Origin of the sequence: Streptomyces sp. A3M-1-3, from assembly GCF_024213665.1 — a bacterium.
Lineage (GTDB): Bacteria > Actinomycetota > Actinomycetes > Streptomycetales > Streptomycetaceae > Streptomyces.
In genome coordinates this window covers 172809-196192 of the sequence record NZ_JANAVP010000007.1, presented here as the reverse complement: position 1 = coordinate 196192, position 23384 = coordinate 172809, and the positions used below count along the sequence as shown (strand labels likewise).

General features: G+C 70.3%; 17 protein-coding genes, 1 pseudogene and 1 riboswitch. Of the genes and pseudogenes, 13 read left to right on the top strand and 5 right to left on the bottom strand.

The features are described from left to right. Positions 1 to 15 precede the first annotated feature (15 nt). The 5 genes from NLX86_RS10685 to NLX86_RS10665 all read left to right on the top strand — a co-directional run bounded on the left by NLX86_RS10685 (position 16) and on the right by NLX86_RS10665 (position 6565). Complete coding sequence (locus NLX86_RS10685) at positions 16 to 780, top strand: NUDIX domain-containing protein (protein WP_254371389.1); 765 nt, start codon at positions 16 to 18, stop codon at positions 778 to 780. A 102-nt stretch (positions 781 to 882) separates the two neighbouring features. Further along, entirely contained in the window at positions 883 to 2622 is a 1740-nt protein-coding gene (locus NLX86_RS10680; protein WP_254371388.1) for an ATP-binding cassette domain-containing protein, read from the top strand. Between the two features lie 106 nt (positions 2623 to 2728). Continuing rightward, the gene (locus NLX86_RS10675; RefSeq protein WP_308409572.1) at positions 2729 to 3670 is read left to right on the top strand and encodes a FadR/GntR family transcriptional regulator; all 942 of its coding nucleotides are present in this window, start codon (positions 2729 to 2731) and stop codon (positions 3668 to 3670) included. 355 nt (positions 3671 to 4025) lie between these two features. Beyond that, the gene (locus tag NLX86_RS10670; protein ID WP_254371386.1) at positions 4026 to 5588 is read left to right on the top strand and encodes an RNA polymerase sigma factor; all 1563 of its coding nucleotides are present in this window, start codon (positions 4026 to 4028) and stop codon (positions 5586 to 5588) included. A 134-nt stretch (positions 5589 to 5722) separates the two neighbouring features. Further along, positions 5723 to 6565, top strand: a complete 843-nt coding sequence (locus tag NLX86_RS10665; protein ID WP_254371385.1) for a trypsin-like serine protease — start codon at positions 5723 to 5725, stop codon at positions 6563 to 6565. A 157-nt stretch (positions 6566 to 6722) separates the two neighbouring features. Here NLX86_RS10665 and NLX86_RS10660 read toward each other — a convergent pair whose 3' ends face one another. Next, the gene (locus NLX86_RS10660) at positions 6723 to 6953 is read right to left on the bottom strand and encodes a hypothetical protein (protein WP_254371384.1); all 231 of its coding nucleotides are present in this window, start codon (positions 6951 to 6953) and stop codon (positions 6723 to 6725) included. A 431-nt stretch (positions 6954 to 7384) separates the two neighbouring features. Between NLX86_RS10660 and NLX86_RS10655 the strand changes: the two genes are divergently transcribed. The 3 genes from NLX86_RS10655 to NLX86_RS10645 all read left to right on the top strand — a co-directional run bounded on the left by NLX86_RS10655 (position 7385) and on the right by NLX86_RS10645 (position 11742). Further along, positions 7385 to 9505 (top strand): DNA topoisomerase IV subunit B, encoded by a 2121-nt coding sequence (locus NLX86_RS10655; RefSeq protein WP_254371383.1) that lies wholly within the window; start codon positions 7385 to 7387, stop codon positions 9503 to 9505. Positions 9506 to 9646: 141 nt separating this feature from the next. After that, on the top strand, positions 9647 to 10153 hold the full coding sequence (locus tag NLX86_RS10650) for a DUF485 domain-containing protein (protein ID WP_254371382.1): 507 nt from the start codon (positions 9647 to 9649) through the stop codon (positions 10151 to 10153). Next, positions 10150 to 11742, top strand: coding sequence for a cation acetate symporter (locus NLX86_RS10645; RefSeq protein ID WP_254371381.1), 1593 nt, complete (start codon positions 10150 to 10152; stop codon positions 11740 to 11742). The genes NLX86_RS10650 and NLX86_RS10645 overlap by 4 nt, the downstream gene beginning before the upstream one ends. 12 nt (positions 11743 to 11754) lie before the next feature. Here the strand turns inward: NLX86_RS10645 and NLX86_RS10640 are convergent. Continuing rightward, positions 11755 to 12444: pseudogene (locus tag NLX86_RS10640) on the bottom strand (response regulator). A gap of 14 nt (positions 12445 to 12458) precedes the next feature. Then, positions 12459 to 14030: a sensor histidine kinase gene (locus NLX86_RS10635; protein ID WP_254371460.1), complete on the bottom strand. Its 1572-nt coding sequence runs from the start codon at positions 14028 to 14030 to the stop codon at positions 12459 to 12461. Positions 14031 to 14330: 300 nt separating this feature from the next. Between NLX86_RS10635 and NLX86_RS10630 the strand changes: the two genes are divergently transcribed. After that, positions 14331 to 15371 (top strand): GTP-binding protein, encoded by a 1041-nt coding sequence (locus tag NLX86_RS10630; RefSeq protein ID WP_254371380.1) that lies wholly within the window; start codon positions 14331 to 14333, stop codon positions 15369 to 15371. 19 nt (positions 15372 to 15390) lie between these two features. Here the strand turns inward: NLX86_RS10630 and NLX86_RS10625 are convergent, their stop codons facing one another. Beyond that, positions 15391 to 17835 carry a DNA topoisomerase (ATP-hydrolyzing) subunit A gene (locus tag NLX86_RS10625; RefSeq protein ID WP_254371379.1) on the bottom strand — a complete coding sequence of 815 codons (2445 nt, stop codon included), beginning with the start codon at positions 17833 to 17835 and terminating at the stop codon, positions 15391 to 15393. Positions 17836 to 18071: 236 nt separating this feature from the next. On the opposite strand from NLX86_RS10625, the gene NLX86_RS10620 reads away from it, so the two are divergent. The 4 genes from NLX86_RS10620 (at position 18072) to NLX86_RS10605 (ending at position 22916) form a co-directional block, all read left to right on the top strand. Continuing rightward, positions 18072 to 19445, top strand: a complete 1374-nt coding sequence (locus NLX86_RS10620; RefSeq protein WP_254371378.1) for a pitrilysin family protein — start codon at positions 18072 to 18074, stop codon at positions 19443 to 19445. Between the two features lie 20 nt (positions 19446 to 19465). Continuing rightward, complete coding sequence (locus tag NLX86_RS10615; protein ID WP_254371459.1) at positions 19466 to 20848, top strand: pitrilysin family protein; 1383 nt, start codon at positions 19466 to 19468, stop codon at positions 20846 to 20848. A 223-nt stretch (positions 20849 to 21071) separates the two neighbouring features. After that, positions 21072 to 21231, top strand: a riboswitch (cyclic di-AMP (ydaO/yuaA leader). A 12-nt stretch (positions 21232 to 21243) separates the two neighbouring features. After that, positions 21244 to 22038: a M23 family metallopeptidase gene (locus NLX86_RS10610; RefSeq protein ID WP_254371377.1), complete on the top strand. Its 795-nt coding sequence runs from the start codon at positions 21244 to 21246 to the stop codon at positions 22036 to 22038. Between the two features lie 200 nt (positions 22039 to 22238). After that, a complete protein-coding gene (locus NLX86_RS10605) occupies positions 22239 to 22916 on the top strand; it encodes a GntR family transcriptional regulator (RefSeq protein ID WP_254371376.1) in 678 nt (225 codons plus the stop codon). A 157-nt stretch (positions 22917 to 23073) separates the two neighbouring features. Here NLX86_RS10605 and NLX86_RS10600 read toward each other — a convergent pair whose 3' ends face one another. Beyond that, the gene (locus NLX86_RS10600) at positions 23074 to 23355 is read right to left on the bottom strand and encodes an HPr family phosphocarrier protein (protein ID WP_254371375.1); all 282 of its coding nucleotides are present in this window, start codon (positions 23353 to 23355) and stop codon (positions 23074 to 23076) included. Between the last annotated feature and the right edge of the window lie 29 nt (positions 23356 to 23384).

Here is a 23384-nt window from a genome sequence, read left to right as displayed (position 1 = left end):
GACTATGATCGCGGCATGTCCCCCTACGACCCGTCGGCCTTTCCGCCCTTCGCCGTCACTGTCGACCTGGTCGTGCTCACGGTGCGGCGGCACGCGCTCTGCGCGCTCGTGGTCCGCCGAGGTGAGCCGCCGTTCCAGGGCCGGTGGGCGCTGCCTGGCGGCTTTGTCCGGGGCGACGAGGATCTGGCGGCGGCGGCCGCGCGGGAGCTCGCCGAGGAGACCGGGCTGTGCGCCCACGACCCCGCCACCCCGGTGTCCGGCAACGGCGCCCACCTCGAGCAGCTCGCCACGTACGGCGACCCCGAGCGCGACCCGCGGATGCGCGTGGTCAGCGTCGCGCATCTGGCGCTCGCACCCGACCTCCCCGCACCCCGGGCCGGCGGGGACGCCGACAGCGTGCGCTGGGCTCCTGTCGAAGCGCTGCTCAACCAGGAAGGTGGCTTCGGCCGGGAGGGAGAGCAGCCTGCCCCGCTCGCCTTCGATCACGCGCAGATCCTCGCGGACGGGGTGGAGCGCGCCCGGTCCAAGATCGAGTACTCCTCGCTCGCCACCGCCTTCTGCCCCCCGGAGTTCACCGTGGGAGAGCTGCGCCGGGTGTACGAAGCGGTCTGGGGTGTCGTGCTCGATCCCCGGAACTTCCACCGCAAGGTGACCGGGACTCCCGGCTTCCTGGTGCCGGCGGGCGGCACCACGACCCGTCAGGGCGGCCGGCCCGCACAGTTGTTCAGGGCCGGGGGAGCGACTGTGCTCAATCCGCCGATGCTCCGCCCAGAGGTCTGACACCCGCGGCCCGCTCGCTGCACTAAAAGTCGGAAATGTCGCGTTATCTTGCTGCGGTAACCACTCTGCCGCCGAGCGGTCTCACCTCCCGCGAGAGAAGCGATGCTCCAGGCCATCGGACTGACCAGCGCCCCCCGCCGAGATCTCCCGCCAGCCGTGGACGACCTCACCTTCGAGGCACGGCCCGGCCGGGTCACGGCCCTCCTGGGTGCCCCGGATTCGGGCAAGACCACCGTGCTGCGGCTGATGCTCGAACTCGAACCCGGCCGCGGTGTCACGTACTTCCGTGGACGCCCCCTGCACCGCATCGCCCACCCGGCCCGGGAGGTCGGCGTGCTGCTCGGAGACGTACCTGGGCACCCCGCGCGTACCGTCCGCAGCCAGCTCCGCATGCTCTGCGCGGCCTCCGGCGTCCCGGCGTCCCGGGCCGACGACATGCTCGAAGTCGTCGGTATCTCAGGGCTCCGCGACCAGAGGCTGGGCACCCTCTCGCTCGGCATGGACCGCCGGCTGGGGCTGGCCGCCGCGCTGTTGGGCGACCCGTGCACTCTCGTCCTCGACGAGCCCGCCGACGGTCTCTCGCTGCGCGAGCAGAGCTGGCTGCACGGTTTGCTGCGCGGCCACGCCGCACACGGCGGCACGGTCCTGTTCACCACCGCCGACCCCAAGGAGGCGGCGCGGACGGCCGACCGTGTCGTCACCATCGACGAAGGGCGGCTGGTCGCCGATCAGGAGGCCGTCGACTTCGCCCGCACCCGGCTCCGTCCCCGCGTCGCCGTGCGGACGCCGCACGCCGCCAGACTCGCGGACCTCGTCGCACGGGAGGCGCGGGCGGCCCAGCGCTCCGTCGAGGTGGTCGCCGAGGACGGCAACCGTCTCTCGGTGTACGGCAGCAGTTGCGCCATCATCGGCGAAACCGCCTTCCGGCACGGCATCCTCGTCCACCAACTCGCCGACGAGGTAGGTGATTCCGGCCCGACCGCAGCCTCCGCCGTCCCAGGCCCGTCCGGCCCGTCCGGCCGGTCCGGCGCCGAGGAGTCACTCGCTCCCCCGGCGCTGCCGCATCCGGTCCGCAACCCGCTGCGCCCCTTCCGTTACGAGCTGCGCCGCGTCGCCGGGGTCAGGACGGCACCCCTGGTGGCGGCGGTCGTCCTCGCCAGCTCCGTCGTCATCGCCGTCCTCCTCGCCCGCACCGGCCACACCCCGTTGCCGCAGGTGTTCGCGGCCTGGCCGGAGTTCTTCCCGCTGCCGCCCGCCGCCCTCGGCGCGGGTCTCCTGGGCGCACTGGCCTTCGGTGAGGAATTCCGCTATCCCGCCCTCGCCGCCGACCGCGGCACCGTCCCCCGCCGCCTCGGCCTGCTCTTGGCCAAGCTCACTGTCTCCGCCGGAGTCGCGCTGCTGCTCGCCGGCCTCTCCGCCGCCGCTGCCATGACGGCGGTGCGCCTCGTGTACGGGGGAGATGTGACACAGCTCCCCGCCGACTGGGTCCCGCTCGCCTCGAGTTGGGCGGGCCTCACCATCGGCTGCGCCTGGGCCGGCCTGCTGGCTGCCGGCGTCTTCCGCGCGACGGCGGCCGGACTGGCCGCGGTACTCGCGGTGCCGGTGCTGGTCGTCCCACTCGTACACAAGGCGATCGCCCATCCGTCCGCCCGTTCGGCGGTCGGATTTCCGGCCCGGCTGCGGGAACTGGCGTGGGTGGAGTGGCCGCACGCAGCGGACCGTTGGCTGGTGGCCGCGATGCGCGTCATGTCACAACCGGTCGGCGCGGCACTCACTTTGTCACTTGTAGCTCTGCTTTGCGCGTATCTGTTCACAGGCCTTCGCAGTAGGGCCCGTTGGTGACCGTCTAGCGGTCACACCCTGCCGAACTGGCCACAGCTTCCCGGAGAACGCCCGGTTCTTTCCGATAAGGCGTCAATTGTGGGGGTGGCTGCGATCACCCTTTCGTGTGCTTTTCACCAAAGACCTCAAGGGGCGCCGGAGCCACGCCGACAAAGGATGCGTGAGTACCCTTGCGCACACCATGATGACCGCCGCCCGCCACGCAGACGCAGGCCTCGTAGGCCCGGGCGATCTCGACCGCTACCCCTACGCGGAGGCGCCCGGCCCCGACCGCGTCGGTGCCCCCCACTGGGACGGCGCGGACGTGGAGTTGGGCCGGGTGGGCCGACGCGCGGCGGGCAGCCGCGGCCGCGGACTGCACGGCCAACTCGTCCAGCAACTGGGCCAGATGATCGTCTCGGGCGACCTCGGCGCGGACCGTCCGCTCGTCCCTGAAGAGATCGGCCAGCGCTTCGAGGTCTCCCGCACAGTCGTACGCGAATCGCTTCGCGTCCTCGAGGCCAAGGGCCTCGTCAGCGCCCGCCCCAACGTCGGCACCCGCGTGCGTCCGGTCAGCGACTGGAACCTGCTGGACCCGGACATCATCGAGTGGCGGGCGTTCGGGCCGCAGCGCGACGATCAGCGCCGTGAGCTGAACGAGCTGCGCTGGACCATCGAGCCGCTCGCCGCCCGCCTCGCCGCGGGACACGGCCGCCAGGACATCCAGCAGCGTCTCACCGACATGGTCGAGATCATGGGCCACGCTCTCGCGCAGGCCGACTCGGTCACCTTCGCCCGGGCCGACGCCGAATTCCACTCGCTGCTGATCCAGGTCGCGGGAAACCGCATGCTCGAGCATCTGTCCGGGATCGTCTCCGCCGCCCTCCAGGTCTCCGGCAGCCCCGTCACGGCCTGCGACCGCCCCAGTGAGACCTCGGTCGCCCACCACGCCCGGATCGCCGACGCCCTCGCGTCCGGAGACGCCCAGGGAGCCGAGTCCGCGATGCGCCAGCTGCTCACCGTCCACCCGGAGGTGGAGCGCGTGGTGCCCGCACCGCGCGAGCACTGACGGGCAAGCCCGGCCAGGTCGCGTGCCTGGCGGCAGTACCGCGTAGACGAACCGTGTGTCGCCGGGCCCCGTGGGGGCCCGGCGACACCATTGTGTGGGGTCTATCCTCGTATTTGCCGCTTTGATTGCTTACGGGGTGTGACTCGGGCCACGCAGATTGGGCGTAACGCTCTGCGTAGCAGCGCGATGACCTAAGAGGTGATGGCCGAGGAGGGAATACAGCAGCCGCTCAGGGCGCTGTGCAGCTCCGCGGCCCCAGCCCGCGCCGTCGGCCCATTCCCAGTCGGCGGTCGTCGGCTCCGGTCCAGCAGAGGACGGGGCCGGAAGCCGTTTCCATCGTTCCGAGAGGTTGTTCGTGTCGGCCAGCACATCCCGTACGCTCCCGCCGGAGATCGCCGAGTCCGAGTCTGTCATGGCGCTCATCGAGCGGGGAAAGGCTGAGGGGCAGATCGCCGGCGATGACGTGCGTCGGGCCTTCGAGGCTGACCAGATTCCGCCAACCCAGTGGAAGAATGTTCTGCGCAGCCTCAACCAGATCCTCGAGGAAGAGGGTGTGACGCTGATGGTCAGTGCCGCGGAGTCGCCCAAGCGCACCCGTAAGAGCGTCGCAGCGAAGAGCCCCGCCAAGCGCACCGCCACGAAGACCGTCCCGGCGAAGACGGCCGCGGCCAAGACCGTGGCCGCCACCGCGGCCCCGGAGCTGGACGAGACGGTGGACGCCCCGGCGGACGAGGCCGCTGCCGTGCCCGCGAAGAAGGCTGCCGCCAAGAAGACGGCGGCGAAGAAGGCCGCGCCCGCGAAGAAGACAGCGGCCAAGAAGACGGCGGCGAAGAAGACCGCCGCCAAGAAGTCCGACGAGGTCCTCGACGAGGAGCCCGTCGAGGAGACCCCCGGCACCGGCGGCAAGGCCGGGGCCGAGGAGGAGGAAGAGGGCGGCGAGAGCAAGGGCTTCGTCCTCTCCGACGACGACGAGGACGACGCTCCGGCCCAGCAGGTCGCTGTCGCAGGTGCCACCGCCGACCCGGTCAAGGACTACCTCAAGCAGATCGGCAAGGTCCCCCTCCTCAACGCGGAGCAGGAGGTCGAGCTCGCCAAGCGCATCGAGGCCGGTCTCTTCGCCGAGGACAAGCTGGCGAACTCCGACAAGCTCGCACCGAAGCTCAAGCGCGAGCTGGAGATCATCGCCGAGGACGGCCGCCGAGCCAAGAACCACCTCCTGGAGGCCAACCTCCGCCTGGTCGTCTCGCTGGCCAAGCGCTACACCGGCCGCGGCATGCTCTTCCTGGACCTGATCCAGGAGGGCAACCTGGGTCTGATCCGCGCGGTGGAGAAATTCGACTACACCAAGGGCTACAAGTTCTCCACGTACGCCACCTGGTGGATCCGGCAGGCGATCACCCGCGCCATGGCCGACCAGGCCCGCACCATCCGTATCCCGGTGCACATGGTCGAGGTCATCAACAAGCTCGCCCGTGTCCAGCGCCAGATGCTCCAGGACCTGGGCCGCGAGCCCACCCCGGAGGAGCTGGCCAAGGAACTCGACATGACCCCGGAGAAGGTCATCGAGGTCCAGAAGTACGGCCGCGAGCCGATCTCGCTGCACACCCCGCTCGGCGAGGACGGCGACAGCGAGTTCGGCGACCTCATCGAGGACTCCGAGGCGGTCGTTCCGGCCGACGCGGTGAGCTTCACGCTCCTCCAGGAGCAGCTGCACTCGGTGCTGGACACCCTCTCCGAGCGTGAGGCGGGCGTCGTGTCGATGCGCTTCGGCCTCACCGACGGCCAGCCGAAAACGCTGGACGAGATCGGCAAAGTCTACGGCGTGACGCGCGAGCGCATCCGCCAGATCGAGTCCAAGACCATGTCGAAGCTGCGCCACCCGTCGCGCTCGCAGGTGCTGCGCGACTACCTCGACTAGGTCGCCACGGCAGTTCCGCCGAGGGCCCGGAGTCTCGCCTACGAGACGCCGGGCCCTCGGCGTTCGCAGGTGCGCCCGACGCCATGGCGGTCGACTCTGGGTGAGCAATGCACACACAGAGTCAGGAGGCAGTCATGCGTCGCCCCCTTGCCCGAGCCATGATGGGTGCACTGGCCATGCTGGCCGGGGCGGTCGGCTCCCCGCTGATCTCCACCGCCCCGGCCGTCGCCGACGGAGTCGTCATCGGCGGCCGTCCAGTGAGCCTCAACGAGAGCCCGTGGGTCGTCGCCCTCTCCAGCCGTGACCGGTTCGGAGGTATCAGGGCCGGACAGTTCTGCGGGGGCGTGGTGGTGGCCCCCAGGAAAGTGCTGACCGCTGCCCACTGCCTGAGTCAGGAGGCGCTCGGCGTGCCCCTCGGGGCGGTCCGCGACCTGAAGGTCGTCGCGGGCAGGGTCGAGCTGCTCGGGGCCGGCGGGCGTGAGATCCCGGTGAGCGGTACTTGGATCAATCCGGCGTACGACACCGCCTCGAACGCCGGTGATCTTGCCGTGCTGACGCTCTCCGAGGCGGTACCCGCCGCCGGCGTACTGCCGATGGCGGGGCCGGGAGACCCCGTGTACGCGCCGCGGGCGGGAGCGGTCGTCTACGGCTGGGGGGACATGACCGGGGCCGGGAGCTACGCCTACTCGCTCCGCTCGGCCGAGGTCAGCGTGCTGCCGGACAAGGTGTGTGAGGCGGCGTACCCCGGCAACGCCTACGGCAGGTATCTCGCGGCGTCGATGCTGTGTGCCGGTGATCCGCAGGGTGGGCGGGACGCCTGCCAGGGAGACAGCGGCGGACCGCTGGTCGCGCGGGGCCGGCTCATCGGCCTGGTTTCCTGGGGCCGTGGCTGCGGCCGTGCGGACAGCCCGGGCGTCTATACGCGGATCGCACCGCTGGCGGCCGCGGTGGCGGCACAGGGCCGGTCAGGCCGCTGACAGGGGCCGGCAGGGGCTGATCAGGGGCGGGCTGATCAGGGGCAGCAGCCCCTCGCCCCGTCACGGCGTACCAGAACGGGCGGCCTCCCTGACATACCGGGAGTGCCGCCCGTAGCCCGGTCCGGGACCGGTACTGGCTCGTCGTGGGTGCGAGGTCTCAGTGTTCCTCTTCGTCGGCGGAGGCCGGGGCGGCCGTCAGCCGCTCAGTCTCATCCTGTATTTCAGCGGCGATCTTCTTGAGTTCCGGCTCAAACTTGCGTCCGTGGTGGGCGCAGAAGAGCAGTTCACCGCCGCTCATCAGGACGACACGCAGGTATGCCTGGGCTCCGCAACGGTCGCATCGGTCAGCGGCCGTCAGGGGGCTCGCGGGGGTCAGAACAGTAGTCACGTCGCCTCTTCTCTAGCTCGACGAGCTGTCGTACCAGGGTCAACATCCAACCAGGCCGAAAACGTTCCCGCTCACGGCTTTTCCTCGAAACTTCCTTCCGAAGTGGCTGGCTGCTGCCGGTTGGCGGCGAATGGGCCGTATCGCTTAGCTCTACGGTTTCGCATTGCTTGTCTCGGTCTTCCTCCCGGCCGGCTTGCCGGTTGTTCATGAGGACGTGCCCGGAGCCTAAATGGTTCATGCCTGGAAGGGAACGTGATGTTTGCTTCACTCCATCGAGGGATCGAACATTCATACGACTCTGGACTACTCTGAGGGTTCACGAGGGTGGCGTTACATCGGCTCTACCAGGCCTCGGTACCCTCTGACGGGCGACCCAGCCATCCCTGGGCCCGACCGGGCCATATAAAGAAATTCAGCGAGGAGCGAACTGCGTGACCGCCGACACGTCCGTGCCTTCCACTGCGCTGCTGACCGGAGCAGACCGTGACGGCTCCAACTACACCGCGCGGCACCTTCTCGTCCTCGAAGGCCTCGAGGCGGTCCGCAAGCGCCCGGGCATGTATATCGGGTCCACCGACAGCCGCGGCCTGCTCCACTGCCTCTGGGAGATCATCGACAACTCCGTCGACGAAGCCCTCGGTGGCTATTGTGACCACATCGAGGTCGTCCTGCACGAGGACGGCTCCGTGGAGGTCAAGGACAACGGCCGGGGCATCCCGGTGGACGTCGAGCCGAAGACCGGGCTGTCCGGCATCGAGGTCGTCATGACCAAACTGCACGCCGGCGGCAAGTTCGGCGGCGGCTCCTACGCGGCCTCCGGCGGCCTGCACGGTGTGGGCGCCTCCGTGGTCAACGCCCTCTCCGCCCGGCTGGACGTCGAGGTCGACCGCAACAGCGCCACGCACTCGATCAGCTTCCGCCGCGGGGTCCCCGGCATCTTCACCGAGCAGGGCCCCGACGCGCCCTTCGACCCGGCGAACGGGCTGCGCAAGGGCAAGCGCGTGCCCAAGACCCGCACCGGTACGCGCGTGCGCTACTGGGCCGACCGGCAGATCTTCCTCAAGGACGCCAAGCTCTCCCTGGAGACGCTGTACCAGCGCGCCCGGCAGACCGCGTTCCTGGTGCCCGGACTGACCATCGTGGTCCGCGACGAGCGCGGCATCGACGGGGCAGGCAAGACCGAGGAGACGTTCCGCTTCGACGGCGGCATCAGTGAATTCTGCGAGTACCTCGCGCAGGACAAGGCCGTCTGCGACGTGCTCCGGCTGACCGGATCGGGCACCTTCAAGGAGACCGTCCCGGTCCTCGACGACCGCGGTCACATGACCCCGGCCGAGGTCACCCGCGAGCTCGGTGTCGACATCGCCCTGCGCTGGGGCACCGGGTACGACGCGCAGGTCAAGTCCTTCGTCAACATCATCGCCACCCCCAAGGGCGGCACGCACGTGTCCGGCTTCGAGCGCTCGATCACCAAGACCGTCAACGAGGTGCTGCGCTCCGCCAAGTTGCTGCGCGTCGCCGAGGACGACGTCGTCAAGGACGACGCCATGGAGGGGCTCACGGCGGTCGTGACCGTACGACTGGCCGAGCCGCAGTTCGAGGGCCAGACCAAGGAGGTCCTGGGCACCTCGGCGGCCACACGTATCGTCGCGGGCGTCGTCGCCAAGGAGCTGAAGGCGTTCCTGACCTCCACCAAGCGGGACGACAAGCAGCAGGCCCGCTCGGTCATGGAGAAGATCGTCGCGGCCGCCCGTACGCGGATCGCCGCCCGCCAGCACAAGGAGGCGCAGCGCCGTAAGACCGCGCTGGAGTCCTCCTCGCTGCCCGCCAAGCTCGCGGACTGCCGCAGCGACGACGTGGACCGCAGCGAGCTCTTCATCGTCGAGGGCGACTCGGCGCTGGGTACGGCCAAGCTCGCCCGGAACTCCGAGTTCCAGGCGCTGCTGCCGATCCGCGGCAAGATCCTCAACGTCCAGAAGTCCTCCGTCTCGGACATGCTGAAGAACACCGAGTGCGGCGCGATCATCCAGGTCATAGGGGCGGGCTCGGGCCGGACCTTCGACATCGACGCCGCCCGCTACGGCAAGATCGTGCTGCTGGTCGACGCCGACGTCGACGGCGCGCACATCCGCTGCCTGCTGCTCACACTCTTCCAGCGCTACATGCGTCCCATGGTCGAGGCGGGCCGCGTGTTCGCCGCCGTGCCGCCGCTGCACCGGATCGAGCTGATCCAGCCCAAGAAGGGCCAGGACAAGTACGTCTACACGTACTCGGACAGCGAGCTGCGCACCACACTGCTGGAGTTCCAGCGCAAGGGTGTGCGCTTCAAGGACTCCATCCAGCGCTACAAGGGCCTCGGTGAGATGGACGCCGACCAGCTGGCGGAGACCACGATGGATCCGCGGCACCGCACCCTGCGGCGCATCAACATCGGCGACCTGGACTCGGCCGAGCAGGTCTTCGACCTGCTCATGGGCAACGAGGTGGCACCCCGCAAGGAGTTCATCACCAGTTCGGCCGCGACCTTGGACCGCTCGCGCATCGACGCGTGACCGCAGGGCAGGTTCCGGGGCGGGGTTCCGGCGGATCCATCACCTAATGGGGTGAAGAGCGGGGAGAGGAGAGTCCGGGATCTTCCCGTTCTGCACATCCTTGGGCACGCGGCCAGCGCGGCGGCGGGCAAGGAGAGTGCGGTGGAGAAGCACGAAGGGCGTGATGCCGGAACGATCCGGCTGGACGACCCCTGGTACGACGCGCTCGCCTCCGGCTGGGGCGAGCCGGCCGGTGCGGGCGCTCCCACGAGCGCCACCGCGTCCGCACCGTCGCCCGCTCCCGCCGGCCCGGACCAGGGCCACAGCGCGGCCGACATCTATCTGGAGGTGCAGCGCAGCGCGGCCTTCCAGGAGGTGCGCAGCCGCTACCGCAGGTTCGTCGTCCCCGCGGTCCTCGCCTTCTTCACCTGGTACGTGGCCTACGTCGTCGCCGCGACCACGGCACCGGCACTGATGGCGCGTCCCGTCGCCGGAGCGGTCAACGTCGCCATGCTGGCCGGGCTGGGGCAGTTCCTCTCCACCTTCCTACTCACCTGGGCGTACGCACGGCACGCGCGGCTGCGCCGGGACCGGGCCGCACTCGACCTCCGCTGGACGGTTTTCGAGGAGCAGCGAGCTCAGGAACTGACCCGGGGGACCGGGCGTTGAGCAGCGACCACCAGACCCTCGCGCTCCTGCTGTTCAGCGCGTTCATCGCCGTGACCCTGGCGATCACGACCTGGGTGAGCCGCAACCGGCGTGGTTCCGCGGAGGAGTTCTACGCGGGAGGGCGGCTGTTCTCCCCTATGGAGAACGGTTTCGCCATCGCAGGCGACTACATGTCCGCGGCTTCGTTCCTCGGTATCTCCGGCCTGATCGCGCTCTTCGGCTACGACGGCCTGCTGTACTCCGTCGGCTTCCTCGTGGCGTGGCTCGTGGTGCTGCTTCTGGTCGCCGAACTCGTCCGCAACTGCGGCCGGTTCACCCTCGCCGACGTGGTCGCCGCCCGGATGACCGAACGCCCGGTGCGGATCGCCGCGGGCACGTCGGCCGTCACCGTCTCCGTGCTGTATCTGGTCGCACAGATGGTCGGTGCGGGCAGCCTGGTGGCGCTGCTGCTGGGCGGGACGAGCGAAGCCGCCCGCACCTGGACGGTTGTCGGTGTGGGTGCGCTGATGGTGATCTATGTGTCCTTCGGCGGTATGCGGGCGACCACCTGGATCCAGATCGTCAAAGCCGTACTGCTGATGGGCGGCGCGATCGCGCTCACCGTGCTCGTACTCGTCCGCTTCCACGGCGACTTCAACCAGTTGCTGGTCTCCGCCGCCGACCGCAGCGGACACGGCAAGGACTTCCTGGCCCCCGGCCTCAAGTACGGCGGGGACTGGACCGCGCGCTTCGACTTCATCAGCCTCGGGCTCGCGCTCGTCCTCGGTACGGCCGGTCTGCCGCACATCCTGTCGCGCTTCTACACCGTGCCGACCGCCCGGGCAGCCCGCCGATCGGTCGTCTGGGCCATCGGACTCATCGGCAGCTTCTATCTGATGACGATCGTGCTCGGATTCGGCGCGGCCTCGGTGGTCGGGCCGGATGAGGTACGTGCCTCGAACGCCGCAGGGAACACGGCAGTTCCGCTGCTCGCGCTGGATCTGGGCGGAGGTCCGGGTTCCACTGGCGGAACGGTTCTCTTCGCGGTGGTCTCCGCGATCGCCTTCGCCACGATCCTGGCTGTCGTCGCCGGCATCACCCTCGCCTCGTCCGCCTCCGTCGCGCATGACCTCTACGCCTCACTCAGGCGCCGCCATGCCAAGCAGCACAGCGAGGTCGCCGTGGCGAGGGCGGCGGCGGTGGGGATCGGAGCGGCCGCCATCGGACTCGGACTGCTCGCCCAGGACCTCAATGTGGCGTTCCTGGTCGGTCTCGCCTTCGCCGTCGCGGCCTCGGCGAACCTGCCGGTGCTGCTGTACTCGCTGTTCTGGCGCGGCTTCACCACGGGCGGCGCGGTCTGGTCGGTGTACGGGGGACTCGTGCCGGCGGTGCTGCTGGTGCTGTTCTCGCCCGTGGTGTCGGGCAGCCCGGACGCCCTGTTCCCCGGCGTCGACTTCCATGTGTTCCCGCTGCAGAACCCCGGCCTGGTCTCGATTCCGCTGGGCTTCCTGGCCGGCTGGATCGGCACCGTCACCTCGCACGAGCTCCCGGACGAGGCCAAGCACGCGGAGACAGAAGTCCGTTCACTGACCGGGGCCGGAGCGGTCTAGCGCTCAGCGTCCCTATGAGGGGCTGGACGCCCAGGTGTAGCGGTGCTCCGGGCGGCCCGTCTCGCCGTATTTGAGGCCGAGCCGGACCCGGCCGGTTCGCTCCAGCAGCTTGAGACAGCGCTGCGCGGTTTGTCGGCTCAGCTCCGCCCGCTCCCGATCTGCTGGGCGGAGAGCGGGCCTTCGGCCGTCAGCAGTACCTGGCGCACCACCTCCGCGGTGGCGGGGGAGTGACCCTTCGGCAGCTCGGCGGGGCCCGCGTGGGCCGTCGCGAGGGCCCCGAAGATCCGGTCCACCTGGTCCTGTTCGGCCTCGCCGCCCTCGTCCAGGGTGCGGCGGGCGCAGCACGGCGTACGCCTCGAGTCTGGCCCGCAGCCCGGCGAAGGCGAACGGCTTCACGAGGTACTGGAGGGCTCCGTGGCGCATGGCCGAATGGACGGTGGCGACATCACGGGCCGCGGTCACCATGATCACATCGGTGTGGTGCCCGAGCCGGCGCAGCCTCCGTGCGAGCGCGAGTCCGTTCTCGTCCGGGACGTAGTGGTCGAGCAGGACGAGATCGACCGGGACCCGCTCGATGACGGCGAGCGCCTCGGCCGCGGAGTACACCTGGCCGGTTACCCGGAAGCCAGGAACCTTCTCCACGTATGCGGCGTTGATCTGGGCAACCCGATTGTCGTCGTCCACGACCAGTACTTCGATCACACGGCTCACACCGTTCATGGTGCCCCCTCGGCCGCCGCTGCCAGCCCGGCGTCGGTCAGCGCTTCGGGCAGTACGACGGAGAACTCCGCGCCTCCGTCCGGCCCCGTGGTGACCCGCGCGCTGCCGCCCTGCCGCTCCGCCAGCCTGCGCACCATGGCGAGGCCGAGGCCGCGCTTGCCGTGCGCCGGGACCTCCTTGGTGGACCAGCCCTCGGTAAAGATCAACCCGCGCTGCTCCTCGGGGACGCCGGGCCCGCTGTCGCAGACCCGGAGGACGGCCGTACGCCCCTCGGCGCGCAGCTCGACCTCGACCCGGGGGTCCGCGGAGCCCGCCGAGGCGTCCAGCGCGTTGTCGACGAGGTTGCCGACGATCGTGACCAGGCCCCCCGGGTCCACCAGCCGGTCGGGGAGGCGGGTGGCGGCCGAAACGGTCAGGGAGACACCTCGCTCCGCGGCGACCGTCGCCTTGCCGACCAGCAGCGCGGCCAGCAGCGGATCGTGCACCCTCTCGGTGACCTGCTCCGCCGTGGCGCGGTGGACGCCCACGACCTCCGTCACGAACTCCACCGCCTCCTCGTGCATCTCCAGCTCGAGCAGACCGAGGAGGGTGTGCATCCGGTTGGCGTGCTCGTGATCCTGCGCGCGCAGCGCGTCGATCAGGCCCCGGGTCGAGTCCAGCTCACGGCCCAGCTGCTCCAGCTCCGTGCGGTCGCGCAGAGTGGCGACGGCGCCTCCGTCGTCCGTGGGCATCCGGTTGGCCACCAGGACGCGGCGGCCACGGACGGTCAGCAGGTCCTTGCCCGCGATCCGGCCCGCCAGCACGTCAGTCGTGCGGCCGGCGCCGAGCACCTCGTCGAGCGGCCGTCCAGTGGCCTCGGGGCCGAGCCCGAGCAGCCGCTGGGCCTCGTCGTTCATCAGCCGTACGCGGCCGCCGGCGTCCAGCGCGACGACGCCCTCCCGGATGGAGTGCAGCATCGCCTCGCGCTCGGCCAGCAGGGCGGTGATATCGGAAAAGGCCAGGTCATGGGTCTGCCGCTGGATCCTGCGGGAGATCAGATATGCGGCGATGGCGCCGACCGCGAGGGCCCCTCCCGCGTAGGCGAACAAGCCCGGGATCGCGGCCAGCAGCCGGTTGCGGACGCTGTCGTACTCGATGCCGACCGAGACGGCGCCCACGATCCGGTCCGACGCGTCACGCAGCGGGACCTTGCCGCGCGCGGAGCGGCCGAGCGTACCGCTGTCGATCTCCATGACCTCGCGGCCGGCCAGCGGCTCGCTGGGGTCGGTGGAGACGAGCCGGCCTATCTCGCGGGTGTTGGGGTGCGACCAGCGCACACCCCGCCGGTCGACGACCACGACGTACTCGGCCCCGGTGGCGACCCTGATCCGCTCTGCCTCGCCCTGTACCGGGTTCCCCGGCGCCGGCCGCGAGCCGAGCACCCGCTCGGCGAGTCCCGGCTGCTCGGCGGTGGTCTGCGCGACGGCGAGGGCGCGGCGCATCGCCTGGTCGTCGAGCTGCGCGCTGAGCGGGGCGAGGAAGAGGCCGGTGGCCAGCACCGCGACACCGCCGGCGATGGCCAGCTGCATCAGCAGCACCTGGGAGAAGACGCGCTGCGGCCAGCCGATCCGCCAGTGGCGTGCCGGTCTCCCGGTGCCGGCCGGGCCGGCCGTGTCGCCTGGGCTGCCGGGGCTTCCGGCTTCGGTCGATGAAGCGCTCATGTCCAGAAACTTAGAGGCCCGGGTCCGCTTTCCGGAATCCGCAAATTACGTAAATCGCATGCGGGCCTCCCGTCGGCCAGTCATCCCCGGGCCGTCGAGCCGAAAGCCGCGCGAGCCGCACACCTATCCTGGGCAGCTCGAAACCCGTGTGAAAGGTGAACCGGATCAGTGACCAGGAGCCCCATCCCCGTCGTCGTACTCGCCGGGTTCCTGGGGTCCGGGAAAACGACGCTCCTCAACCACCTGCTCAGCCGTCGCGGGGGCAACAGGATCGGCGCGATCGTCAACGACTTCGGGGCGATCGAGATCGACGCCATGACACTGGCAGGCCAGGCCGGCTCGACCGTTTCGCTCGGCAACGGCTGTATGTGCTGCGCCGTCGACGGGAGCGAACTCGACGTCTATCTGGAGACGCTGACCAGCCCCGCCGCCCGGCTCGACGTCATCGTCATCGAGGCGAGCGGTCTCGCCGAGCCCCAGGAACTCGTGCGCATGATCCTCGGCAGTGAGAACCCGCACGTGATGTACGGCGGCCTGGTCGAGGTTGTCGACGCCGCCGAGTTCGACGCAACGCGGGAGCGGCACCCCGAGATCGACCGGCACCTGGGCATCGCCGACCTCGTCGTGCTCAACAAGACCGACCGCGCGTCCGAGCGGGACCTCGACCGCGTGCACGAGGTGATCGGACGGCTCAGCCCCGGTACGCCCGTCATCCCGGCGGCGTACGGCCGGATCGACCCCGAGCTGCTCTTCGAGTGCAAGCCCAGGGCCGAGGTGTTCGGCCAGCTCTCCTTCGAGGACCTGCATGAGCAGGAACACGACCACGATCACGAGGGCGACTGCGCGCATCTGCACTCGGCGTACGAAAGCGTGGACTTCGTCTCGCCGCAGCCGATGAACCCGCGCCGGCTGATGGACTTCCTCGACACCCGGCCCGACGGCCTCTACCGCATCAAGGGCTTCGTCGACTTCGGGACGGCCGACCCGCGCAACCGGTACGGACTGCACGCGGTCGGCCGGTTCCTCCGCTTCACACCGGAGCCGTGGCCGCGGGCTCAGCAGCCCCTCACCCAACTGGTGCTGATCGGCTCAGGCGTTGACGCCGAGGCGCTGCGCAAGGCTCTCGACGAGTGCCGGGAGACCCGGCCGCCGCAGGACGCCGCCGACGAGCGGAACATGTGGGGCGTCCTGCGGTTCGTACAGCAATAACCGGCAGTACCGGCTCCGGTTACGCCGGTCCCGCCAGCGACGCCACCGCCACCGTCAGCGGCGTGCCCGAGCCGTCGCGGCGCGGGTCCGGGAACGGCAGCTCGGCGGGCGTGCCGTTCGCCGTCGCCGCGCGAGCAGGCGACGCTCCCGCCCAGGCCAGGACCAGCAGGTCCTCGCCCTTCAGGAAGCGCTGGCAGCGCACCCCGCCCGTCGCCCGCCCCTTGCGCGGGTACTGGTCGAAGGGGGTGAGCTTCGCGGTCCGTACCGAGTCGTCGAGCGTGCCGTGCGATCCGGCGACCGTGAACACCACCGCTTCGGCGGCCGGGTCGACCGCCGAGAAGTGGATCACCTTCGCGCCCGCCGTCAGCTTGATCCCCGCCATTCCGCCGGCCGCCCGGCCCTGCGGCCTGACCTGCCCCGCCGGATACCGCAGCAGCTGGGCGTCGTCGGTGATGAAGACCAGGTCCTCCTCGCCGGTGACCAGCTCCACCGCACCGACGATCCGGTCACCCTCCCTGAGGCCGATGACCTCCAGCTCGTCCTTGTTGGCCGGGTAGTCCGGGACGACGCGCTTGACGACACCCTGCTCGGTGCCGATCGCCAGCCCCTGCGAGGTCTCGTCGAGCGTGGTCAGGCAGATGACCTGCTCGCCCGTCTCCAGGGTCAGGAACTCCGAGGCCGGAGCGCCGCCCGCCAGGTTCGGCGCCGACGCCGTGCCCGGCAGCTGCGGCAGGTCGATCACCGGCAGCCGCAGCAGCCGGCCGGCTGAGGTGACCACACCGACATCCGCGCGGGCCGTCGCCAGGACGGCCGAGACGATCACATCGTGCTTGGTCCGCTTGCCGCTGTCGTCGGCCGGCTCGCCCGTGACCGTACGCGCCAGCAGGCCGGTCGAGGAGAGCAGCACCCGGCACGGGTCGTCCGCCACCTCCAGCGGCACCGCCGCGACCGGGGCGCCCGCGGACTCCAGCAGGACCGTACGCCGGTCGGTGCCGAACTTCTTGGCCACCGCGGCCAGTTCGGAGGAGACCAGCCTGCGCAGCTCGGCGTCCGAGTCCAGGATCCCGGTCAGCTCGTCGATCTCGCCGGTGAGCCGGTCGCGCTCGGACTCCAGCTCGATCTTGTCGAACTTGGTGAGCCGGCGCAGCGGGGTGTCCAGGATGTACTGCGTCTGGATCTCGCTCAGCGAGAAGTGCTCGATGAGCCGCTCCTTCGCCTGCGCGGAGTTGTCGCTGGACCGGATGATCCGGATGACCTCGTCGATGTCGAGCAGCGCCACCAGCAGGCCCTCGACCAGGTGCAGCCGGTCCTGCCGCTTGCCGCGGCGGAACTCGCTGCGCCGCCGTACGACCTCGAAGCGGTGGTCGAGGTAGACCTCCAGCAGCTCCTTGAGGCCCAGTGTCAACGGCTGTCCGTCGACCAGCGCCACATTGTTGATGCCGAAGGACTCCTCCATCGGCGTCAGCTTGTAGAGCTGCTCCAGGACGGCCTCCGGGTGGAAACCGTTCTTGATCTCGATCACCAGGCGCAGCCCGTGCGCCCGGTCGGTCAGGTCCTTGACGTCAGCGATGCCCTGCAGCTTCTTCGAACCGACCAGGTCCTTGATCTTGGCGATCACCTTCTCCGGACCGACCGCGAACGGCAGTTCCGTGACGACGAGGCCCTTGCGGCGCGCGGTGACGTCCTCCACGGTCGCCTTGGCACGGATCTTGAAGGTGCCGCGCCCGCTGTCGTACGCGTCCTTGATCCCGGCGAGTCCCACGATCCGCCCGCCGGTCGGCAGGTCGGGTCCGGGCACGAACCGCATCAGGGTCTCGAGGTCGGCGCCCGGGTGCTTGATCAGATGCCTGGCGGCCGCGATCACCTCGCCCAGGTTGTGCGGCGGCATATTCGTCGCCATGCCGACCGCGATCCCGGAGGCGCCGTTGACCAGGAGGTTCGGATAGGCCGCCGGCAGCGCGACCGGCTCCCGCTCCTGCCCGTCGTAGTTCGGCGAGAAGTCGACGGTGTCCTCGTCGATCGACTCGGTCATGAGCGAGGTGGCGTCGGCCATCCGGCACTCGGTGTACCGCATGGCGGCGGGCGGGTCGTCGTTGCCGAGGGAACCGAAGTTCCCGTGGCCGTCGACCAGCGGCAGCCGCATGGAGAAGGGCTGCGCCATGCGTACGAGCGCGTCGTAGATGGAGGCGTCACCGTGCGGGTGCAGCTTGCCCATCACCTCGCCGACGACGCGGGCGCACTTCACATAGCCGCGGTCGGGGCGCAGGCCCATCTCGTTCATCTGGTACACGATGCGCCGGTGTACGGGCTTCAGGCCGTCGCGGGCGTCCGGCAGGGCCCGCGAGTAAATCACCGAGTAGGCGTACTCGAGGAAGGAGCCCTGCATTTCGTCGACGACGTCGATGTCGAGGATCTTCTCCTCGAAATCCTCCGGCGGCGGGGTCTTCGTGCTGCGGCGGGCCATCGCTGCTGCGGCTCCTTCACCAACATGGTCTGGATCTGTCGCGGACCATTGTGGACCGCGCCACTGACAACGCCGACCTCGACCCTCCTCGTTCCCTGTTCGTTCGGAGTTCCCTCACAGGAGTGGTCCCCGGTACGGGTGCTCCGGAACGGGAACTTCGCCAGGTCTCGGCACGCTTGCATACAGTGGCAGGACTGTTTTGGTGACGCAGTCATCACGCGATCGAAGGGACGTACATGCCCATGGGTCACACGGCCACAGCGCAGGCCGGTTCCGGCGGCCTGACAGCGACCGAGCACCGCCTGGCCAACGGGCTGCGCGTGGTGCTCTCCGAGGACCACCTGACCCCGGTCGCCGCGGTCTGCCTCTGGTACGACGTCGGCTCACGGCACGAGGTCAAGGGGCGTACGGGCCTTGCCCACCTCTTCGAGCACCTGATGTTCCAGGGCTCGGCGAGCGTTCCGGGCAACGGCCACTTCGAGCTGGTCCAGGGCGCGGGCGGCTCGCTCAACGGCACCACCAGCTTCGAGCGGACGAACTACTTCGAGACCATGCCCGCGCACCAGCTGGAGCTGGCCCTGTGGCTCGAGGCCGACCGGATGGGCTCGCTCCTCACCGCGCTCGACGACGACTCGATGGAAAACCAGCGCGACGTCGTCAAGAACGAGCGCCGCCAGCGGTACGACAACGTCCCGTACGGCACGGCTTTCGAGAAGCTGACCGCCCTCTCGTACCCCGAGGGCCACCCGTACCACCACACCCCGATCGGCTCGATGGCCGACCTGGACGCCGCCTCCCTGGAGGACGCGCGGAACTTCTTCCGTACCTACTACGCGCCGAACAACGCTGTGCTGTCGGTCGTCGGCGACATCGACCCCGAGACGACGCTGGCCTGGATCGAGAGGTACTTCGGCTCGATCCCGTCCCACGACGGCAAGCAGCCGCCCCGGGACGGCTCGCTCCCGGACGTCATCGGCAAGCAGCTGCGCGAGGAGATCGTCGAGGAGGTGCCGGCCCGCGCCCTGATGGCCGCCTACCGCCTCCCGCAGGACGGCACCCGCGCATGCGACGCCGCGGACCTGGCGCTCACCGTCCTCGGCGGTGGCGAGTCCTCGCGGCTGCACAACCGGCTGGTCCGCCGCGACCAGACCGCGGTCGCCGCCGGCTTCGGCCTGCTCCGGCTGGCCGGCGCGCCCTCGCTCGGCTGGCTGGACGTGAAGACGTCCGGCGGCGTCGAGGTGCCGACGATCGAGGCTGCCGTCGACGACGAACTCGCGCGCTTCGCCGCCGAGGGCCCGACGGAGGAGGAGATGGAGCGCGCCCAGGCACAGCTGGAGCGCGAGTGGCTGGACCGGCTCTCCACGGTCGCGGGCCGCGCCGACGAACTCTGCCGGTACGCCGTGCTGTTCGGCGACCCGCAGCTCGCCCTGACCGCCGTACAGCGCGTTCTCGACATCACCGCCGAGGAGGTGCAGGCCGTGGCCGCGGCCCGGCTGCGCCCCGACAACCGGGCGGTCCTCGTGTACGAGCCGATGGCCGCCGAGGACGCGGAGGCCGCCGAGGGCGCACAGGACACGGACGAGAGCGACACCGAAGGGGCGCAGCAGTGAGCGACGCACAGATCACCGCCATGGAGTTCCACCCGCAGCCCCAGGCGGGCGAGGCCAAGCCGTGGGCCTTCCCGGCCCCTGAGCGCGCCACACTGGACAACGGCCTGACCGTGCTGCGCTGCCACCGCCCGGGCCAGCAGGTCGTCGCGGTCGAGATCATCCTCGACGCGCCGCTGGACGCCGAGCCGGAGGGCCTCGACGGCGTGGCCACGATCATGGCGCGCGCCCTGTCCGAGGGCACCGACAAGCACACCGCCGAGGAGTTCGCCGCGGAGCTCGAGCGGTGCGGCGCCACGCTGGACGCGCACGCCGACCACCCGGGCGTGCGGGTCTCTCTCGAAGTGCCCGCCTCCCGGCTGCAGAAGGCACTCGGGCTGCTCGCCGAGGCGCTGCGGGCGCCCGCGTTCGCCGACAGCGAAGTGGACCGGCTGGTACGCAACCGCCTCGACGAGATCCCGCACGAGCTGGCCAACCCCTCCCGCCGCGCGGCCAAGCAGCTCTCCGCGGAGCTGTTCCCCGCCGAGGCGCGCATGTCGCGCCCCCGGCAGGGCAGCGAGGAGACCGTCGCGCGGATCGACTCCACGGCCGTAAGGGGCTTCTACGAGGCCTACGTTCGCCCCGCCACCACGACCGCGGTGGTCGTCGGCGACTACACGGGTACCGACCTGGACGCCGTGCTCGCCGAGACCCTGGGCGCCTGGACCGGCGGCGCCGCGCAGCCACGTCCGGTGCCCCCGGTCACCGCCGACGACACGGGCCGCGTGGTGATCGTGGACCGCCCCGGCGCCGTGCAGACACAGCTGCTGATCGGCCGCGTCGGCCCCGACCGGCACGACCGTGTCTGGGCGGCCCAGGTTCTCGGCACGTACTGCCTCGGCGGCACTCTCACGTCCCGGCTGGACCGCGTCCTGCGGGAGGAGAAGGGCTACACGTACGGCGTTCGCGCCTTCGGCCAGGTGCTGCGTTCCGCCGCTCCTGCTCCCTCCGGAGCCGCTCCGGGCGCCGCCATGCTCGCCATCAGCGGCTCGGTCGACACCCCGCACACCGGCCCGGCGCTGGACGACCTCTTGAAGGTGCTGCGCACGCTCGCGGCCGAGGGGCTCACCGACGCCGAACGGGACGTCGCCGTACAGAACTTGGTGGGCGTCGCCCCGCTGAAGTTCGAGACGGCCGGGTCCGTCGCCGGCACGTTCGCCGACCAGGTCGAACAGCACCTCCCGGACGACTACCAGGCGCAGTTGTACGTACAGCTGGCCCAGACCGGCACCGTGGAAGCCACCACGGCCGTCGTCAGCGCCTTCCCGGTCGACCGGCTCCTGACCGTGCTGGTGGGCGACGCGTCGCAGATCGAGGAGCCGGTGAAGGCGCTCGGGATCGGCGAAGTGACTGTTGTCACCGGCTGATAGGGCGTAAGCGGCAGCAAGAGGGACAAGAGGGACCCCGGTGGCCGGCCGGCCACCCGGGTCCCTCGTGCATGTCCGGCTATATGTCCGGTTTGGTGTGGAGGTTGGGTGTCTGGCCTGTGGCGTGCGCTACAAAAAAGCGTGTCTGTTTGGTGATTGACAGATGAGCCGCTTAGCGTCTGTCCGGCTGTCCGTCAGATGTGAGCGCCGCACCCGCGGCACCGGACAGCCATCGCCGAGTCCCCGTCAGGCGCGAGCCTGGGGAGCCGGGGACCCACTTGCGTCCCTGGGGTGAATCGGGCCTCCTCGCCAGAGGAAGCCCGTAGGAGACCTTCCTGCTCCGAACCCGTCAGCTAACCCGGTAGGCGAGAAGGAAGGAAAGGATCAGCCTCTTCATGGCGTTCACCCGTGCCACCGGGAAGCACCGTCGTCCGAGCCGTATGACGCGCAGGAGCGCGAACATCGCGGGCATCGCCACCCTCGCCGGCGCAGGCGTCGTCGGCACCCTGAGCTCTCCGGCCTTCGCCGCCGCCGAGCCTGTGGCCGCGACGGTCGAGGACACCGGCCTCAACGCCATCGTCGTCGCCGACACCCTCGCCGAGCAGATCGACGCCCAGGCGCAGGCCCAGCAGCAGGCCGCCGACGCGGCCGCCGCCAAGGCCAAGGCCGAGGCCGAGGCGAAGAAGAGGGCCGAGGAGGCCAAGCGCAAGGCCGAGGCGAAGGCCAAGGCGGAGCGCGAGGCCAAGGAGCGCGCCGCCCGCGAGGCCGAGCGCAAGCGCCTGAACACCTTCGTCTCCCCGATCGCCGGCTCCTACGTCTCCACCGCCTACCAGGCGGGCGGCGCCGCCTGGTCCTCCGGCAGCCACACTGGCATCGACTTCCACGCGGCCTCCGGCACCTCGGTGCGGGCCGTGGGCATGGGCACCGTCGTCGAGGCCGGCTGGGGCGGCGCGTACGGCAACAACGTCGTGGTCAAGATGAACGACGGCACGTACACCCAGTACGGCCACCTGTCATCCCTCTCGGTCGCCGTCGGCCAGTCCGTCACCCCTGGCCAGCAGATCGGCCTCGCCGGCTCGACCGGCAACTCCACCGGCCCGCACCTGCACTTCGAGGCCCGGACGAGCCCCGAGTACGGATCGGACATCGACCCGATCGGCTACCTGCGCGCGCACGGTGTCAACCTCTGACGCCAGGTACCCACCGCTTCTGAAGGCCCCGGCTCCCCGCCGGGGCCTTCAGCGTTCGCCCGCGTTCTCCGGCACGACTTTCGGCCAAAAGATATGCAGGAATTCCCGGGCGCCATCGGAAATTGGCGCGCGCTGCAATAGAGTCGCTGAACAGGTGTCGTTCGACCGCGTTTCGCGGGGATTAAGGCGGAGGTCCGGTCATGCGCATTCCCGCGCACTCGGTATGCACGGCAATCCGCGACGACATCGTCTCCGGTGTCTTCGAACGCGGCAGCCGGCTCACCGAGGAGCTGCTCGCGCGCCGTTACGGCGTCTCGCGCGTCCCCGTCCGCGAGGCCCTGCGCACCCTGGAGTCCGAGGGCTTCGTCGTCACCCGCCGGCACGCGGGCGCGTGCGTGGCCGAGCCCACCGAGCAGGAGGCGGCCGACCTGCTGGAGATCCGGATGCTGCTGGAGCCGCTGGGTGCGGCGCGGGCCGCCCAGCGCCGGACCGAGGCGCACCTCAAGGTGCTGCGCGGCCTGGTGAGGCTGGGGCAGGAGCGGGTCCGCCGGGGGCAGGGCGAGGACCTGCGCTCGCTGGGCGGCTGGTTCCACGAGACGCTCGCCCAGGCCTCGGGCAGTCCCGGCCTCACGGCGCTGCTCACTCAGCTCCGGCACAAGATCGCCTGGATGTACGCGGTCGAGGCGCCCGCCCGGCCGCTGGAGTCGTGGGCGGAGCACGGCGCGATCGTGGACGCGGTGGCGCGCGCAGACGCGGAGCGGGCACGGGCGCTGACGGCGCAGCACTCGGAGCGGGTGGCCGCGGCGCACCGGCTGCGGCGCGCCGAAAGGGTGAGGACTTCGCAACATGCCGTAAACATCGCGAGCGCCCACAATTAACAGATCCGCCGTATATAAAGAGGGGCTATTGGCGGGGGCTGTTTTTTGCTGCCCGCATTCGGTGACGCGGTCGGCGCGGAAAACGCGGGGAACAAAAAAGGCAGTGAAAACGGCAAAGCCGTTTTCGCTGCACGGTCCGGCAAGAGCCGGTTACGGGTCAGACGGTCTCGGGAAGCTCTTCGAGGCCCTCCGCGACCAGCTTCGCGAGCCGGTCGAGGGCCGCGTCCGCGCCGTCCGCCTCGGACGCGAGCACGATCTCCTCGCCGCCCTGAGCGCCGAGGCCGAGCACCGCGAGCATGGAGGCGGCGTTGACCGGGTTGCCGTCTGCCTTGGCGATCGTCACGGGGACGCCGGAGGCCGTCGCGGCGCGGACGAAGATCGAGGCGGGCCGGGCGTGCAGGCCTTCGGCCCAGCCGACGTTGACGCGGCGCTCAACCATGGTGATGCCCTTCAGGTTTTTACGGTTGT